General features: G+C 37.2%; 18 protein-coding genes. 9 read left to right on the top strand and 9 right to left on the bottom strand.

The genetic code is table 11. The features are described 5' to 3' along the window. Positions 1 to 112: 112 nt before the first annotated feature. Positions 113 to 901, bottom strand: a complete 789-nt coding sequence (locus BANA01_RS15755) for a TerC family protein (protein ID WP_063253744.1) — start codon at positions 899 to 901, stop codon at positions 113 to 115. 422 nt (positions 902 to 1323) lie between these two features. Here BANA01_RS15755 and BANA01_RS15750 point away from each other — a divergent pair, with 422 nt between their 5' ends. After that, positions 1324 to 3393 (top strand): peptidoglycan D,D-transpeptidase FtsI family protein, encoded by a 2070-nt coding sequence (locus BANA01_RS15750; protein ID WP_063253743.1) that lies wholly within the window; start codon positions 1324 to 1326, stop codon positions 3391 to 3393. Between the two features lie 429 nt (positions 3394 to 3822). On the opposite strand, the gene trhA is transcribed toward BANA01_RS15750, so the two are convergent. The 3 genes from trhA to BANA01_RS15735 form a co-directional block, all read right to left on the bottom strand. Beyond that, positions 3823 to 4470 (bottom strand): PAQR family membrane homeostasis protein TrhA, encoded by a 648-nt coding sequence (trhA, locus tag BANA01_RS15745; RefSeq protein WP_063253742.1) that lies wholly within the window; start codon positions 4468 to 4470, stop codon positions 3823 to 3825. 359 nt (positions 4471 to 4829) lie between these two features. After that, on the bottom strand, positions 4830 to 5435 hold the full coding sequence (locus BANA01_RS15740; protein ID WP_063253741.1) for a LysE/ArgO family amino acid transporter: 606 nt from the start codon (positions 5433 to 5435) through the stop codon (positions 4830 to 4832). A gap of 66 nt (positions 5436 to 5501) precedes the next feature. Beyond that, a complete protein-coding gene (locus tag BANA01_RS15735) occupies positions 5502 to 5945 on the bottom strand; it encodes a GNAT family N-acetyltransferase (protein ID WP_063253740.1) in 444 nt (147 codons plus the stop codon). 116 nt (positions 5946 to 6061) lie between these two features. Here BANA01_RS15735 and BANA01_RS15730 point away from each other — a divergent pair, with 116 nt between their 5' ends. Beyond that, positions 6062 to 6409: a hypothetical protein gene (locus BANA01_RS15730; RefSeq protein WP_063253739.1), complete on the top strand. Its 348-nt coding sequence runs from the start codon at positions 6062 to 6064 to the stop codon at positions 6407 to 6409. Here the strand turns inward: BANA01_RS15730 and BANA01_RS15725 are convergent. Next, positions 6406 to 7035, bottom strand: a complete 630-nt coding sequence (locus BANA01_RS15725) for a TVP38/TMEM64 family protein (RefSeq protein ID WP_063253738.1) — start codon at positions 7033 to 7035, stop codon at positions 6406 to 6408. The genes BANA01_RS15730 and BANA01_RS15725 overlap by 4 nt on opposite strands. A gap of 136 nt (positions 7036 to 7171) precedes the next feature. After that, positions 7172 to 7942 carry a C40 family peptidase gene (locus BANA01_RS15720; protein ID WP_063253737.1) on the bottom strand — a complete coding sequence of 257 codons (771 nt, stop codon included), beginning with the start codon at positions 7940 to 7942 and terminating at the stop codon, positions 7172 to 7174. A gap of 372 nt (positions 7943 to 8314) precedes the next feature. Between BANA01_RS15720 and BANA01_RS15715 the strand changes: the two genes are divergently transcribed. Together BANA01_RS15715 and corA are read left to right on the top strand one after the other, a co-directional pair. Continuing rightward, positions 8315 to 9490, top strand: coding sequence for a TIGR04053 family radical SAM/SPASM domain-containing protein (locus BANA01_RS15715; protein WP_063253736.1), 1176 nt, complete (start codon positions 8315 to 8317; stop codon positions 9488 to 9490). A 196-nt stretch (positions 9491 to 9686) separates the two neighbouring features. After that, entirely contained in the window at positions 9687 to 10643 is a 957-nt protein-coding gene (gene corA, locus BANA01_RS15710) for a magnesium/cobalt transporter CorA (RefSeq protein ID WP_063253735.1), read from the top strand. 53 nt (positions 10644 to 10696) lie between these two features. Here the strand turns inward: corA and BANA01_RS15705 are convergent, their stop codons facing one another. After that, positions 10697 to 11008, bottom strand: coding sequence for a hypothetical protein (locus tag BANA01_RS15705; RefSeq protein ID WP_063253734.1), 312 nt, complete (start codon positions 11006 to 11008; stop codon positions 10697 to 10699). A gap of 215 nt (positions 11009 to 11223) precedes the next feature. Between BANA01_RS15705 and BANA01_RS15700 the strand changes: the two genes are divergently transcribed. Next, complete coding sequence (locus BANA01_RS15700) at positions 11224 to 12273, top strand: M42 family metallopeptidase (RefSeq protein WP_063253733.1); 1050 nt, start codon at positions 11224 to 11226, stop codon at positions 12271 to 12273. A 62-nt stretch (positions 12274 to 12335) separates the two neighbouring features. Continuing rightward, entirely contained in the window at positions 12336 to 12551 is a 216-nt protein-coding gene (gene tatA, locus BANA01_RS15695) for a twin-arginine translocase TatA/TatE family subunit (protein ID WP_063253732.1), read from the top strand. Positions 12552 to 12584: 33 nt separating this feature from the next. Here the strand turns inward: tatA and BANA01_RS30625 are convergent, their stop codons facing one another. Further along, a complete protein-coding gene (locus BANA01_RS30625) occupies positions 12585 to 12710 on the bottom strand; it encodes a hypothetical protein (RefSeq protein WP_268875091.1) in 126 nt (41 codons plus the stop codon). 196 nt (positions 12711 to 12906) lie between these two features. On the opposite strand from BANA01_RS30625, the gene BANA01_RS15690 reads away from it, so the two are divergent. Then, positions 12907 to 13332: a hypothetical protein gene (locus BANA01_RS15690; protein WP_063253731.1), complete on the top strand. Its 426-nt coding sequence runs from the start codon at positions 12907 to 12909 to the stop codon at positions 13330 to 13332. Positions 13333 to 13361: 29 nt separating this feature from the next. Here the strand turns inward: BANA01_RS15690 and BANA01_RS15685 are convergent, their stop codons facing one another. Beyond that, positions 13362 to 13958, bottom strand: coding sequence for a hypothetical protein (locus BANA01_RS15685; protein WP_063253730.1), 597 nt, complete (start codon positions 13956 to 13958; stop codon positions 13362 to 13364). 280 nt (positions 13959 to 14238) lie between these two features. Between BANA01_RS15685 and BANA01_RS15680 the strand changes: the two genes are divergently transcribed. After that, positions 14239 to 15462, top strand: a complete 1224-nt coding sequence (locus BANA01_RS15680) for an NAD(P)/FAD-dependent oxidoreductase (RefSeq protein WP_063253729.1) — start codon at positions 14239 to 14241, stop codon at positions 15460 to 15462. Positions 15463 to 15690: 228 nt separating this feature from the next. Further along, positions 15691 to 17091 carry a YheC/YheD family protein gene (locus BANA01_RS15675; RefSeq protein WP_082799548.1) on the top strand — a complete coding sequence of 467 codons (1401 nt, stop codon included), beginning with the start codon at positions 15691 to 15693 and terminating at the stop codon, positions 17089 to 17091. The last annotated feature ends 33 nt before the right edge of the window (positions 17092 to 17124 follow it).

Below are 17124 nucleotides of genomic sequence, written 5' to 3'. Positions count from 1 at the left end.
TGCAAAATCATTGTTTAGCTTTTACACAGCCTTATCAAAAAAAAGCTGCACTCGATTTGAATGCAGCTTTCTTCGAATCTTATTCTTTTAGTTTTCCATTACTGGTTGTAAATTATGAGGCTTTTGGTTCTATTTTTGTCTTTTCAGCTCCTTGGTCCTTTGATAAGAACCAGCCCGCTGCCGCAATTCCCACTAACACTGCATAAAACGTCAGTTTCCATTCTGTCGAATGAGCAAATTCTTCACTTAATACACCTAGTGACGGATGGGAAAGTGTATAAACAGCTAATTTAACACCTACCCAGCCTACGATACCAAAAGCTGCTATTTCAAGACCAGGTCTTCTTTCTAATAGCTTTACAAATTGATTTGCTGCAAAACGCATAATCACAAGACCGATGATACCACCGGCAAAAATAACTAAGAATTTACCACCGTCTAAACCGCCGATATTAGGAAGCGGCGTATCTGGAAGCACGACTGCAAGTGCAACAGCGGCTAAGATAGAGTCCACCGCAAAGGCAATATCTGCTAATTCAACCTTAAAAACCGTTGACCAAAATCCACTTTTCTTAACAGGCTTTTCTTTTTGATTACTATCTGATTTTCCTTTGATAGCTATTTTTCGGACAATATGATTAATAGCCATAAATAAAAGATACAGGGCTCCAATTGCTTGAACCTGCCATACATCGACAAGAAAAGAAATAATAAACAATGAAGCAAATCGAAAAACAAATGCTCCTGCTAACCCATAAAATAAAGCTTTCTTACGATCTTCTTCTGGTAAATGCTTAACCATGATGGCAAGCACCAAGGCATTGTCGGCTGCTAATAAGCCCTCCAAAGCAATTAACACCAACAATACCCATCCGTATTCCAGCAATAGAGAAAAGTCCATCAATTAGTCCTCCTAAAAGTAAATTTTTTTCTAAAATATCCCTTTGCTGCATAAAAAAGGCCTTTACCTAAGAAAAAGCGATTTTCGCTTTTTCCCACAGTAAAGGCCTCCAAAAAACAAATAAAGACCCTTACTGTTTGTGCAGTAAAGGTCTTGCTAACAACGTCACGTTGCCAATAAAGCCGGAGAATTACTTCTCGGAATGACGACTTTATTGTCCAGCTACTCCCCTTTAAAAAGGAAATATTTTATTACTCTTACTATATGATAAATTCGCTGATTCGTCAATAGAAAGTTACACCATGGTTTAATTAGAAAGGAAATACTTTACAATTCTGCAAATGTAAACGTAAAATAATAAATAATTACCAATTCATTTATGAGGACATACTAACGAAAAAGTATCAAGGATGTGAAAAAATTTGGAGAAAAAGAAAAAGAAGAAATCTCATTTTCCAATCCGCCTAAATCTGCTATTTTTCAGTGTATTTTTGTTATTTTCCATCCTGATATTACGTCTAGGATTTGTTCAAATCGTGTACGGAGAAAATTTCAAACGGGAATTGGAGCGAAAAGAAGATATAACGATAAACAACCCTGTTCCCCGTGGAAAAATGTTTGACAGTAATTACAGAGTCATCGTTGACAATGTTCCAAAACGCGCGATTACATACACGAATATGGGAGCCAGCCAGAAAGAAATGCTGGATACAGCTGAAAAATTGGCAAAATTAATTGTTAAGAATGTTGATAAGATGACCCAACGGGAAAAAAAGGATCTTTGGATCCTCAAAAATCAGGAAAAAGCGAATGCAAAAATTACACAAAATGAACAAGATCAATTTAAAGCAAAAAAGTTAAAAGATAATGATTTATATAAATTAAAGATTGAACGAATTACCGATGAAGAATTAAGTACATTAACGCCAGAAGAACTGGAAGTCTGGGCCATTTATCTGGAATTTTCGAGCGGATATAAATTTACCCCGCAAATTGTCAAAAATGAAGATGTCACACCTGAGGAATTTGCCATTGTCAGTGAAAATCTTCAATCTCTCCCAGGAGTGGATACTACAACAGACTGGGATCGGTCTTATGCATTCGATCAAACAATAAAATCTATCCTAGGAAACGTAACAAAAACCCAGGAAGGGCTGCCGGCAGACCGGCTAGATCATTTTTTATCATTTGGGTACAACCGCAATGACAGAGTTGGAAAAAGCCAACTCGAACTGCAATACGAAGATGTACTCCATGGACACAAATCGAAGGTAAAAACGGTAACAGATAAGCAGGGAAATGTCATTGAAACCGAAGTCGTAACCGATGGAAAAAGAGGCAAGGACCTCGTCCTTTCGATTGATATGGATTTACAAATAGCGGTAGAAAAAATTATTGAAGAAGAACTTTGGGGCTTGAAAAAAACTCCTAATACCTCTCTTTTGGACCGGGCTTATGTCGTTTTAATGGATCCTAATAGCGGAGCTGTCCTAACAATGGCCGGAAAAAGAATTGTCAAAAATTCTGAAACCGGGCAATTAGAAATGCAGGATGATGCACTTGGCACGATTACTACCACTTATAATGTAGGCTCTGCCGTGAAGGGTGCTACCATATTGACAGGTTTTAAACAGGGGGTCATTAGCCCAGGTACTCGCATTAATGACACAGGAATAAAAATCGCCGACACCCCTCTTAAAAAATCCTATTCTTATTTAGGTACGTTAAACGATGTAGATGCGTTAAAATTATCTTCAAACGTATATATGTTTCATACAGCCATTCGGATTGGTAAAGGTAATTATCAATATGATAAACCCTTAGGTCTTGCACCCAATACATTTGAAATCATTCGAAATTCGTTTGCAAGCTTTGGGCTTGGTTCCAGAACAGGTATTGATTTACCCAACGAATCCAGTGGTTTAAAGGGCTCAAGCAGGCTTCCAGGTCATTTAATGGACTTAGTAATTGGACAATATGACACGTATTCTCCTTTGCAGCTGGCACAATACATTTCAACGATTGCTAATGGCGGAAAAAGGATGAAACCGCATATTGTAAAGGAAATACGTGAGCCTATCGATAATAATACGGACGAAATCGGTCCTGTTTTTCAAGAAATTAAACCGACTGTCCTTAATACGATTGATGCTGAACCTGCTTGGATGGACCGAGTCCAATTAGGCTTCAAGAAGGTATTCCAAGAGCCGGGGGGAACAGCTTTTAGACGTTTTACCGGAGTCTCCTACTCTCCTGCTGGTAAAACTGGTACGGCGGAGGCATTTTATGATGGTCCAGAACGCGCTAAGTTCGGGAAGGAACCGCCACCGGTAATGAATTTAAGCTTAGTTACTTATGCACCCAGTACCAATCCTGAAGTGGCAATGGCTGTGATTGTCCCTTGGGCTTACCAAGGAACAACCGATAATGGTGCAAACTTTCTTATCGGGCGAAGAGTCATGGATACCTACTTTACTATGAAGAAAAATTAAGTAGAAAAAGCGTCTGATTATGTTAGTAAAGGGTTCCAATTTCGGTTACATTTTAATAGCCACAAAAATATGACGTATGAATTGGCATACGTCTTTTTCTTTATGCTGACAGATCTGGTAAGGCACCCGAGCTGATAAATAGACGGAGAATTTCCGCTTAATATGTAAATTTTATTAAAAAAAGCATTAATAGACGGAGAGATTCCGCCTATTGACTCGAAAAATCGAAAATGGGAGATTTTTCTTTGGATAAGCGGAAAACTTCCGCTTTTTTACCTTGAAACGAGCTCCATTTTGCATTTAACCGGAAATACTCCGCTTGTTTACTTTCGCTAATTACTCGATTAGGGACAAGAGATCACATCTAAATGAGAAAGTACCTCATAACGGAACCCTTTATACATTTAACCAGTTGCCTCTTTGGACCCACTATTTTATTGGTAAAACATAAAACAACACACAGAAAAAGTGAAGTACTGTACCTGCGATAACAAATAAATGCCAAATCGCATGATGGTATCGGAACCCACGCCATACATAAAAAATCGCTCCAAATGTGTAAAGGAGACCACCAATTATCAAATAGGTCATCCCTTCAGCAGGAAGTTTAGCTGCTAGTGGATTCCAAGCAAACACCATCATCCACCCCATTACTACATAGAGAATGGTCGAGGTAAATAAATATTTTTTTGTAAAAAAGCATTTAAAAATGGTACCAGCAATCGCCAGTCCCCAAACTACCCCAAACAATGACCAGCCTAAAGGACCTCTAATTACAACAAGCAGAAAGGGTGTATAGGTTCCTGCAATAAAAAAATAGATAGATGAATGGTCAAAGATTTCAAATATATCTTTGGCTTTACCTTCTGGAAAACTATGTACCAATGTAGAGGACATATACAGGATGAACATGGATGCTCCATAGACTGTAAAGCTGACAATATGCCATACCGTACCATACAGGGAAGAAAAGACAATTAATATGACCAAAGCAGCAATACTAAGAATGGCACCAATTCCATGTGTAATTGAATTAGCAACCTCCTCTTTGCGTGAGAATATATGTGTGTTTGCCATTTTCGCAAAACTCCTTTTTTAACTCTTTTTCAATTTCTCTATTAACTCTATTATGCTCTTTTTTGGACACCAGCAGTTAAACTTATAATTCGTTTTGGTTTCATACCCTAAACGGTTGCAGAAATATACCATTGAATCTGCCTTTCTTTCCGCTTTAAAATGCCTGCATGTCGCACAGCAATGGAAATCTTTCATTATTTTTCTCCTTCACAAAATTACAAATCTATTAATTATTCCTTCATAATTTGTTCATATTTATCCGCTATTATTGTAATAGGTTCAATAACAGAACCTATCCTCCCCCCCTTTTATTTTATAGATTCTTATTCAATACCCGGCCATTCGCCGGGTACATTTTTTTATAACGAAAACATTAGGTATAACGCGGTTCCCCACATGATAACAGCTGATATTTTGTTTATCGTGCTAATAAATTTCCCGGTTTGATCAAGTTTCCCTAAAAATCTGCCAACTACAGATAGTCCAAAAAACCATAACCAAGAAACGAAAATACACGTAATGGTAAAAACCGCCTTTTCTATTCCTGTGTACGTTAAGGAACTTGTTCCGATGACACCGATAGTATCCATAATGGCATGTGGATTTAACAATGAAACAGACGCAGCAAAAGTAACTTGTTTCCGTGCAGAAAATAATTGACCACTATTTTCCTTTTCACTAGGTTTACTTTTCCATGTTACATAGCCCATATATAGTAAAAAACCAACACCAATTACACTCAACGCTACTTTTAAAAAGCTGATTTCTAACACAACTGCAGAAATTCCTAAAACAGCCAACGAAATTAAGAGTGTATCACAAAGTGCAGCTGTTAAGACCACTGGTAATGTGTTTGTCCATTTTGGCTGTAATGCCCCCTGATTAAATACAAATACATTTTGTACCCCTAAAGGTAGAATTAGCCCAAAGGCTAAGATAAATCCATGAATCGCAGCACTAATCATCTTGTCTCTCCTAAACATCATAATACTGGCTGCCTGCTAATTTGCAGGCAGCCTTTATAAAAAGAACTATATTTTTCGTTGCATAAAGATCTCGGGGTCATCGAGTTTCTGAAAACCGTATTGTTCATATAGACCATGAGCGTCAAAGGTACACAGCATCATTTTCCGAACGTCTTTTAGTTCGGATTGCTCCACGACCGTTTCCATCATCCATTTCGATAAGCCAAGCCCCCTATATTCAGGAAGGACAAATACATCCATGATCCAAGCAAATCTTACAAAATCTGTTACTGCCCGAACAAAACCAATTTGCTTTGCCTCACCTCTTTCAGGATCTCCCTCATACATTCCAAAGCAAATCGAGGATTTCTCAATCGCTTTCCTTACTTTATCCATGGTGATCCCTTTGGCCCAGTAGGAATCCACACTCAAAAAATGGTGAATCACGTCTGTATCCAGATATTGCTTATCTGTACTAATAATAAAACCATCCTTTTTCCAACTAACCATGCTCCATCACCTTCCATAAATTAGGAATAAACTACTATCTTATTACTACTGAAGTATACTTCCTTCGTTCGCTGTCAATAACAATACCAAACACGAGTAGAAAGAGGTGTCATGGTATGAAGGGAATCTACTTTATAAATGATCGGATAAGTTTAAATGGGCTTACGAAAGAAGAAAGCATTAAACTCCAAGAACAAACCATATTACCTTACATTCAAAAAAATAATATTCAAGTCGTAAAGTTAAATCCTTACCAAATTTATGACTACTACACCATTCCGCATGCGCTTTTGCATGATCTAAAAAAACATAGAAACTATCTTGATTGTTTGATTCAGTACTCTCCTATTGTAATGGAAGATTTTATAAATACCTATCCAGCACGATGGTTTATTTTAAAAAGCTTCTTTAAAGAAGTCATTACAATTGAAGAAAAAGACCTTCCAGTAAAACACATTGTTTAGTCGAGAGATTCCTTTGCCCTTTTACGATACAGGATGAGAACGTAAATAATGAAAATAAGTAAAATATAACCACCATATAAACCAAAAGAAAATAACTTATTACTGCTAAAAGAAGCACCGGCAAAGGATAATATCAGGATGTTTGGGGTTTTCCCAATCGTGGATGAAGTAAAAAACGTTAACCATTTCACCTTGCTTAAACCACAAATGATGTTGACAACAGGCGCTGGGATGATGGGTATCAAACGGCAGGTTAGTATTGCAACAAATGAATTTCGATTAAGAAACTCTTCGTATTCCTGGACTTTCGGATAGTTCATCAACTTAGATTGAGCATAATCCCGAAAACCGTACCTGCTTAAAAAGAAGAAGCCCATTGTTCCGGCCATAGCTCCAGATAAGGAAATGATTACTCCTTGTGTCGTTCCAAATACACTGCCGATGACGCCTGCTAGAACAGGAAATGGAATCACAGGGAAAAAGACACATATAGCAACAAACAGCATACTGATGAAAATAGAAAGTATGCCGCCTTCCTTCGTTAACGTAAGTAATTCATTTTTTAGTAAAAAGCCAATCGCAATGACAATTAATATTAGGGATATACTTAGGATTCTTTTAAACATAGATTTCTCCAAATCTAATTTACACTTCATTTAAATTATAAAGGTTAAAGAGCCCTTCTTAAACAATAAAGTTTCAGATTTTTTTTTGAACAAACAAAGACCTTTATCAATTAGATAAAGGTCTTTGTTTGTTCTATTAAAATGCTGTTCTCGCACCCAAGTATCTAGGTTTCCAATATGGATTATTCATGTCGGTGATGGTTACACCGGTTGATGTACCGACATGGATGAATTTGTTATCGCCAATATAAATTCCCAAATGAGACGGTCCAGGTGCGTACGTGGTAAAGAATACCAGGTCACCTGGGCTTGGGCTCGTAACCGCTTTAAGTCCTGAAAACTGTGTCGCCGCTGTTCTTGGAAGGGAAATTCCTACTTTTTCAAAAACGTACTTTGAGAAGCCGCTGCAATCAAAACCTGCTGGAGTATTTCCGCCCCATAGGTAAGGAGTGCCAATGTATTTCTTGGCTTCTGTAATCACCATTTGCGCTTTTGAAACAGTAGAAATTGGGGCTGGAGTAGGTGTCGCTGCTGTACCTGAAATGGTAAGAACTTGTCCAACATAAATCGTATCTGTGGTCATGTTATTAAGAGATTTTAGCTGTGCAACCGTTAGATTATACCGCGAGGAAATTCCCCATAGTGTATCCCCTTTTTGTACGGTGTACGTAGAAACATGCGTGTGTGGTGCCAATAATGATAGTTTCTGATTTACATAGATGCTATCGCTGGAAAGATTATTCCAATCTTTTAAATTTGTAACTGAGACATTATTATTTTGCGAAATTCTCCAAAGCGTATCCCCTGATTTAACTGTATAGACATTTTCATGTGCACTTACAGATCCACCAAAAGTTGTAAACAATATGCCGGCAGCTGCCGCGGCTGTCAGTAAATGTTTTTTCATGGTAGCACTCCTTTAATTTGTAATACACTCATCATAAAGGAGTGACCCTATTTGTTTATATCTTAAACATTTGGATAATCAGGAAAAATTCTCCTATTTCGGTAATGAAAGCACTATAGTAACAGACACTAGAAATTCTTCCAGCCCTTATACACCAAGGATTTTAGTTCGCCTTCTCTATTAAAAATTATGAAATAATAAGAGTTTGGTATTTTTTTGAAATAGAATTGTAGAATTTTTGTAACAAAGCTTATGAAATATTGTAACAATCCTTTCATACATAGTGAAAAGGACAAATTTATAATAAACCTATAGAAACATTTTTTATCGTTTTAAATTGTTTTAAAAATATTATGAATCTTGGTGATATGTATGCAAGGAATAAGTAAAGGACATCCACACGCAATGGGCCATCCACATGGAATGAAAAAAATCGATTATGACGTAAACCCGTTTATTGTGATTTGGGAAGTAACCCGTGCGTGCCAGCTAAAATGTGTTCACTGCCGGGCTGATGCTCAGCTGACTCCAGATCCACGAGAGTTAACACATGAAGAAGGGATTAACTTAATTGATCAAATCTATGAAATGGATAATCCTATGCTTGTATTCTCCGGCGGGGATTGTATGATGCGAGAAGACCTTTTTGAACTAGCTGACTATGCAGTTAAAAAAGGCATGCGTGTAAGTATGACTCCTAGTGCCACCCCAAATGTTACAAAGGAAAAAATGCAGCGCGCGAAGGAAGTCGGTCTTTCTCGCTGGGGCTTAAGTCTTGACGCACCAACCGCAGAGATCCACGATAAATTCCGTGGGGTGCCGGGTTCCTTCGATTTAACGATTGAAAAAATTAAATACTTAAACGAATTGGGAATGCCTTTACAAATCAATACCGTTATCTCGCGTTACAATTATGACCATCTTGAACAGATGTCTAAGCTAGTAGAAGAACTTGGTGCCGTCATGTGGTACATATTCTTACTTGTTCCAACAGGACGTGGTCAAATGGATGCGTGTATCACACCTGCCGAGCATGAAAAAGTTTTCCGCTGGTTGTACCAGTTAAGTAAGACTGCTCCATATGATATTAAAACTACTGCGTCCCAGCATTACCGCCGAGTCGTTTTACAGGAAAAAGCACGTGATCATTTAATTGAAAAAGGTGAAATTCGCTACGAAGATTCGATCACAACGGATTTTGCTTCGATGCATGATGGATTAAAACGTGCACCAAAAGGTGTTAATGACGGAAATGGCTTTGCATTCGTTAACCATATTGGCGATGTTATGCCAAGCGGCTTGCTTCCTATCGTTGGTGGGAATATCCGTGAAACTCCTTTAGCAGAAATTTACCGTGAAGCAAAAGTATTCAAAGATCTCAGGCAGCCAGACAACTATAAAGGCAAATGCGGAGTCTGTGAATTCAACAAAATCTGTGGCGGTTCCCGGTCCAGAACCTATGCGGTAACCGGTGACTATATGGAAAGCGAACCATTCTGCGTATATATCCCGCAGGCAATGCGAAAAAAATCTGAACTAACACTATAGAAAAAACTCAGGCATTCCATCTAAGGAATGCCTATTTTATTCCACTATATCTGAAATATTATTTTTAGTTAAATTCAGCAATTTATTCCGAATTGAGATTCCCTTTTAGCAATGTGGAACATACATTTTTGAAAAAACTGTTGGTTATCGGTATGATAATGTATATTGATTTATTTTAACAAAGGATGTTTTTATTATGATGAGCCTAGTTGGTATAACAAATGAGAATACGATAGAAAAACAAGTTTCTATATCTCATCTAAATCTTGATAACTATAAATGGTTTTGGGTAGATTTCAGCGAACCAACGGATGAGGAGGTTCAACATTTAACAGATACTTTTCATTTCCATCCGCTGGCAATTGAAGATTGTTTATACAAATCCCCGCAAAGGCCAAAGTTGGATTATTATGATGACTACACATTTTTTATAACCCATATAGTGCGTGAAGTCGAAAAAGAAGTGATCAAAGAGGAGCTGGACTTTTTTGTAGGAGAAAACTTTATTGTTACCTTTCACCTTATGCCCTCTATTGAGGTCTCTCAAGTGATGGGAAGGTTAACCACCCAAAAAGACATAGGGAATTTCACTACCCATCATGTATTTTATGAAATCCTAGATAAAATCGTAGATAATTACTTCCCCATTATTTATAAAATTGAGGATATTTTAGATGAAATTGAAGATAACACGTTAAATAATCCCATGAATAATCTACTCAAAAAATTATTTGAAACACGGTATATGTTATTAAACCTTACGCATACCATTAATCCCATGCGTGATCTTCTCTACCGCATGTTAAACTCGCAGCATTTGGTACCCATTATCAAGCGAAAAGAATATTTTTCAGACATTTACGACCATCTTTTAAAATTATCGGAAATGACGATGGCAAACAGAGAAATCACGGCAGACATTCGTGATAATTATCTTTCTCTAAATTCACATCAGACAAATAATGTCATGAAGGTTCTAACCATAATGACTTCGATATTCGCCCCGTTAACCTTTATTGCAGGAATCTTTGGAATGAATTTTGAACATATGCCTGAATTATCATGGAAGTACGGCTATCCCTTTTCCCTTATGTTGATGGGCATCATTGGATTCTCACTGTTTCTCTGGTTTAAGAAAAAAGGATGGTTTTAGCTATAACTAGGAAAAAAACAAAAAGACTAGGTGTCCCCCTAGTCTTTTGACGTTCATTCCCAATTTTCATACGTAACTGTTCCGCCTGTTAAATCAATCGTGTTCCGCTCTCCCTTATAGTAAGTCCTACCATCCTTTTCAAAAATAAAATTTTCATAGGTAAATACCTCTTTTCCGTCTGGCAGATGGACAACCACTTTGGAACCTAGATTTTCCTCCGGTGCTTCAATTTTTATTGAACTTTGATAATGATAGCGAAACACGAAGAAGCCTACAGTCAATATGAGAAAAGTTAGAATGAAAAAAAATGGTCCCTTCCAAGAAAATTGCTTTGTCTTTTTGTGATATAGTTCGAGTCTGGTCATTTTTCTCCTCCCACAAATCTTTATTTATTAAATAATTTAGAATTATCCCTTTTATTACCTTTTCTATAGGTTTCTAATCGTTCTCCAAAGGAATTATTCATCACTTTCAAAACTATGCAAAACCAACGAAAAAGTTGACAGGTTTTGTTTTTAGATTGATTTTTAAATATGATGTTATAATAGAAAAGAGTGTTAATCAGAAAGGGGATTTAGCTTTGGCAAACAAAAACACAGAGGAAACATTGAAATTACTTGTTGATTTAGTATCAATCCCGAGTCCCTCAGGAAATACCAATGAAGTGATTTCTTACGTAGAAAAATACCTCACAGATCTACATGTTGAAACTAAAAGAAACCGCAAAGGCGGTCTTATTGCAACATTAGAAGGAAAGGATTCAAGTCAGCACCGCATGCTTACTGCACATGTGGATACACTTGGTGCCATGGTCAAGGAAATAAAGTCAAATGGAAGACTAAAAATTGACTTAATTGGCGGATTTAAATTTAATTCGATTGAAGGTGAATATTGCCAAATCGAAACGAGCAGCGGTAAAAAAATAACTGGTACCATTCTCATGCACCAGACATCAGTCCACGTTTATAAGGACGCTGGAAAAGCAGAGCGTAACCAAGAAAATATCGAAATCCGAATCGATGAAAAAGTACATAATGCAGAAGATGTTAGAGCCCTAGGAATTGAGGTGGGCGATTTCGTTTCCTTTGATCCACGGGTTGAAGTAACTCCAAGCGGATTTATTAAATCCCGTCATTTAGATGATAAAGCCAGCGTAGCGATTCTTTTACAATTGATAAAGCAATTAAAACATGAAAACATTCAATTACCTTACACTACACATTTCTTGATTTCGAACAATGAGGAAATTGGATATGGCGGGAACTCTAATATCTCCCCTGAAACGGTTGAGTACTTAGCTGTCGATATGGGCGCAATGGGTGATGGCCAATCAACCGATGAGTATACCGTTTCAATCTGTGTGAAGGATGCCAGCGGGCCATACCATTATGCACTTCGTAAAAATTTAGTACGTCTTGCTGAAGAAAACCAAGTTGAATACAAGCTCGATATCTATCCTTTTTATGGGTCGGACGCCTCGGCAGCGATTCGTGCTGGGCATGATATCGTACACGGCTTAATTGGGCCAGGGATCGATTCCTCTCACGCTTTTGAGCGCACACATGAATCATCCATTGAAAATACAGCAAAGCTTTTATACCATTATGTTCAATCTAAATTAGTTATTTAAAAAGTCTGTTTTCTAAAAGGTTGTGAGTTAAGAAAAGAGCCTTAAAAAAAGGAGTCCTCGTTATGTTGTCAAACATTGGTGTACCCGGATTAATCTTAATCCTAGTTCTTGCGTTAATTATCTTTGGTCCAAACAAACTTCCTGAGATTGGCCGTGCTGTTGGTAAGTCCATTCGTGAATTCAAGCGTGCAACGGAAGGAATCACAAATGACATCAAAGAAGAGTTTCAGGATGACCTCAAAGAGGCACAAAAAGAAAGAATTGACCTAAAAAAATAAGTGCAAGCTGCTATGCAGCTTGCACTTATTTTTTTATCTTCGTGATTTATCAGCAAATGCTTGAAGTTGATTGATTAACTTTTTCCGCACCTTATCATTTCTCAGTAAATAGGCTGCCCCTAATGCCGCAGTTGTCATAAGCAATCGATTCCTTGCCATTCTAAAATCCCTCCTTTATTACTTTACTACTTAACTGTTCCCACAGATTTATCTTTTTAACAGTATGACGTCAGATTTTTGATTAATTAAATTTACGAAACCGGTTATTTATAGTATTCTAAATATATAGATAATTACAAAAATCAACTTTATGAATCCCCATCCCTCCATCCCCATAAAAAGAAGGTGTTTTTAAATGGTTTTTCATTTATTTGCTGCCCTCTTATTTTTCGGTATTTCCATTTCCATCCCTGCCATTCCAGAAAGCTATTTGGCAGCAACAGTTCTCTCAGGTTTTATTGCACTACTAATCTTTTTGAAGAATTTATATCAACATGTGAATAATAAATTCCTTATGGAAGCTAGAAATGCAGAAAAGGAAAATATCATAAATCTTTCTACATTCAAAGGAAAATTTGTAAGTATTCGAAATGAAGAATCACCATTATCGGATGAATTTACTTTTATGATCTTTCATGACGGCTCAATAGAGATTCCCCTTTTTTGCCGGAATCATCGCGTTATACAAAAAGCTGCCCACTCCACGAATGAATTAATCGTGTATTATAAGGATTATATCCTTGTTAATGTCGAGGAAATCGAAAAGACACCAAATCCATAAACGGTTTGGTGTCTTTTCATACTTAGAGATTATTCTGCTAACATTGCTTTTATTTTCTCGTTATGCTGTTTAGATTGTTCAAGCAATTGATTTAATAGTGCTGCAGCCTGCTGATCATTTTTGGTCTCAACCGCAACCTTTAGGTCATGGTAGGTTTTCCAATTCCCCATTGCCTTGCCGCCATGTGCCTTTTGAACAAATTCCTCTTTTGTGATTTTTCCTGCGTCTAGCTGTTTTTTTAGCTCCTGAATTTTAGCCATTTTTTCTTGCTTCCACTTTTCGCGTTTCTGTGCATTTTCGGGGCTTAGCCACTTATTTCTTAATTCTTTTTTCTCTGCTAAAACCTTTGTCCATTCTGACTTTTTTTCCGGAGTATATTGGTCCACCCATGCCAGCAGGTTTTGTTCACGCTCAGCCATTTTTGCCTGCCAGTTTTTGTGACTATGCTCTTGTTTTTCACAATCACACTCTTCTGACTCCTTGTCCTCTGCTTTATCCTGAGAGCCAGGAACCGTACTTTTTTCACCTTGCTTTTCACTGTTATCTGGAGTCTGAAGATTCGCAGATGTAAAACCTGGCATGGCGAGGAAGAATCCTAGCATCATGATTAACAATCTAGTTTTCATTTCAATCTCCTTCTTTCTTTTCTTTATTCGTTCAAATAATTAATTTTGCACGAAATTATCATTCCCTATATGTTTAAAAAAATTTACCAATTCGACAAATTTTCATCCAATAACCCACTTGTTAATTACTAGCAGGTATCGTATTCTATGAATATAGAAGATATGTGAAACACTTCACAATAAAACCGAGCGTACCGCTCTATATTTTTTAAGTTTTTTTGTGAACAACTTCACAATATATATCGTAGATAATTTACTTATTGTAAGGAGAGAGATTAAAATGAACAAGCCAAAAATCGTAATCTTAGGGGCTGGATACGGTGGTATCATCACTAGTAAGAAGCTTGAGAAGCTATTAAAATCGGGAGAAGCAGACGTTACCTTAATCAATAAGCATGAATACCATTATATTACGACACAATTACATAAAACTGGAGTTGGCACTGCAGCCGATCGTCAAATTGCAATGGAAATTCCCGAATTGATTAATCCCGAAAAAACAAATTTTATCAAAGGCAGTGTCACGAGTGTTGATGTTAAGCAGCAAGTCGTTCAACTTGAGGACGGCGTAACTGTAGAATATGATTACCTCTTAATTGCTTTAGGTTTTGATATTGAAACCTTTGGAATCCCTGGCATTAAAGAACATGCTTTTGCTATCCGGAGCTTTAGAAGCACGAAAGCCATTTATAACCAAATCGTAAGGCAATTAACTCAATATAAAGAGGACAAGGATCCATCACGCCTTACCTTTGTAGTAGCCGGAGGCGGATTTACAGGGGTTGAAATGCTGGGTGAACTTGCTGAAGGGCTTCCTAAACTTTGCAAAAAGTATGAGGTCCCGTTTGAAGAAGTAAAGATTGTTGCTGTCGAGGCTGCACCATCTGTAATTCCATTTTTTCCAAAGGAATCAATCCACTATACAACGGAAGTATTAGAAAAGTTTAATATCGACATGTATATGTCTACAAAAATATTAGAATGTACACCTGAGAAAGTCATTCTTGAAAATGATATTGAAATTCCAACACGAACATTAATTTGGTCTTGTGGTGTAAAAGGAAATCCAATTGTTCAAAACTGTGGTCTACCAATCGTAAAAGGTAAACTCCCTGTTGACTCATATCTCCGCGTTAAGGATATGGAAAATATCTTTAGTATTGGTGACTGCTCACTATTTATGAAAGATGATAAAAATGCATTACCTCCAACAGCACAGGTGGCCCTTCAGGAAGCTGATGTGTGTGCAAAAAATATTGTCGCTGCCCTTCGAGGCGGAAGCTTAAAAGCGTTTGAATACCACCACAAAGGTTCTGTAGCATCGATTGGAAACTTTGCAGCTGTAGGTAAAGTTGGTAATTTCCGACTTTCTGGATTATTTGGTGCCTTTATGAAACAAGTAATCGAGGCTCGCTATTTATTAAACCTTGGCGGTCCTTCTCTTATCATGAAACAACACTTTGGAGTTAGTAAAGAACCAGTAAAGATGACTGCTAATCAGTAATTAAATTGAACCAATGGAGTAAGGATTCCCTCCCTTTCTGCCTATTGAATAGAATATCCCTTATTTATACTGGTGCCTATATCCCCCAATGTTAGGCAGCAAAACCACCTTTCAACTTGAGAGGTGGTTTTTTTGTAAAAGAATATTTCTCTTCTCATGATAGACTTCTGCCCTCCAAATTAGAACATGGCCTGAATAGGATACTAAGAAAGCTAATGTTTAAGGGGAATGATCAAATTGCGAGTCATAAATGAAAAATTCAGCCAATATTCCCACTTAATAACCGATGAAAAAATTGCTCCACACATACCGGAAACGGCATTATTAAGCAAGAGAACCTTTTATGAATATATAAATAAATACTATCAAGTATACTTGCGTCCCTGTCATAACTATAAAATATCCATTTTAGTCACATCCCTTGAGGACCAACAATTTCGAATCGAATCGGGAAGCATAAATGAAATTATACAAGGAACACACAAAGTGTATCAGTTTATTGAAAATAATCTGCTTGATGGTAAAAGGTTTATTATTCAACAGGGATTTCCCCGTTTAATGATCAATGAAAATCACTTCGATATTCGAGTATACGCAGTGAAAACATCATCTAAATGGATGATTACTGAGAAAATAGCACGGATTACCCCTGATGGCTATTCTATCACCGATGAAGTGAAGGGAGTATTTCCTCTCTCCTCCGTCCGTCCAGAATCTTCTTTTAACAGCATTTTTCAAGGAGCATGCACTCAATTAGATGATATTGCCCTCTTAATTGCTATAAAACTCGAGGAAAAATATCCTACATGCAAGTTTGTGATAATTGATTTCATCCTTGACCTATTAGGAAAACCTTGGATGAATGAAATAAGGTTTAGATTTTCAGACGGTAAATGGGATTGGTACCAAGTGTTAAGAGGTGAGAAGGAGCTTTTCCCTTATCTGCCAGAAACCTATCCTTATCATGAAAAGGTCCTGCTTTCTTATCTCGAAGTATATAAAAACTGTATCATTAAGCCCAATACAAGCCAATGGGGTATCGGTATAGCGGTGATAACTCAGTTAGAAAATGAATCATTTGAAATTCATTCAGAGCGCAGTAAGATACCTTTTATTGATTTCCATGATGTGTTAGAAAAAATTCATGAGCGGTATACTTCAAAAAAAGCTTATCACATCCAAGAAAAAATACCTCTTACCACAATCAAAGATTGCCCGTTTGATGTCAGAGTCATGGTCCAACGGAAAAATGTTAACTCCGACTGGGTTGTTACGGGCAAAATTACCAGAACGGCGGCGAAAGGATATATTGTTACCAATGTTGCAAAGTCATTATCGACAGTTGAGGATGCTATAGTAGCTTCCAAGATTGATCTTAAAAATATCGATTCACTGCTATGGGAAATTGACCAATTGGGTATACTCGTTGCGAGACAGCTGGAGAAAGTGTACCCTGACTCATGCTTGTGGGGGATGGATATAGGAATCGATCAGGAAGGGAAACCATGGTTCATAGAAGCCAACCTCGTTCCTGACGTATCTATTTTCCGTTACTTGCCTGATAAAACGATGCTAAATATGATCAAAGAATACCTAAGAGAAGCTAGGAAAAAATCAGATGACCAATAAAAAAGAGTTATTCATTATTTCAGGAATAACTCT

Source organism: Neobacillus niacini NBRC 15566 (genome assembly GCF_001591505.1).
Lineage (GTDB): Bacteria > Bacillota > Bacilli > Bacillales > Cytobacillaceae > Neobacillus > Neobacillus niacini.
Note: the sequence above shows the minus strand (reverse complement) of the source record. Positions and strands in the feature narration are given on the sequence as shown.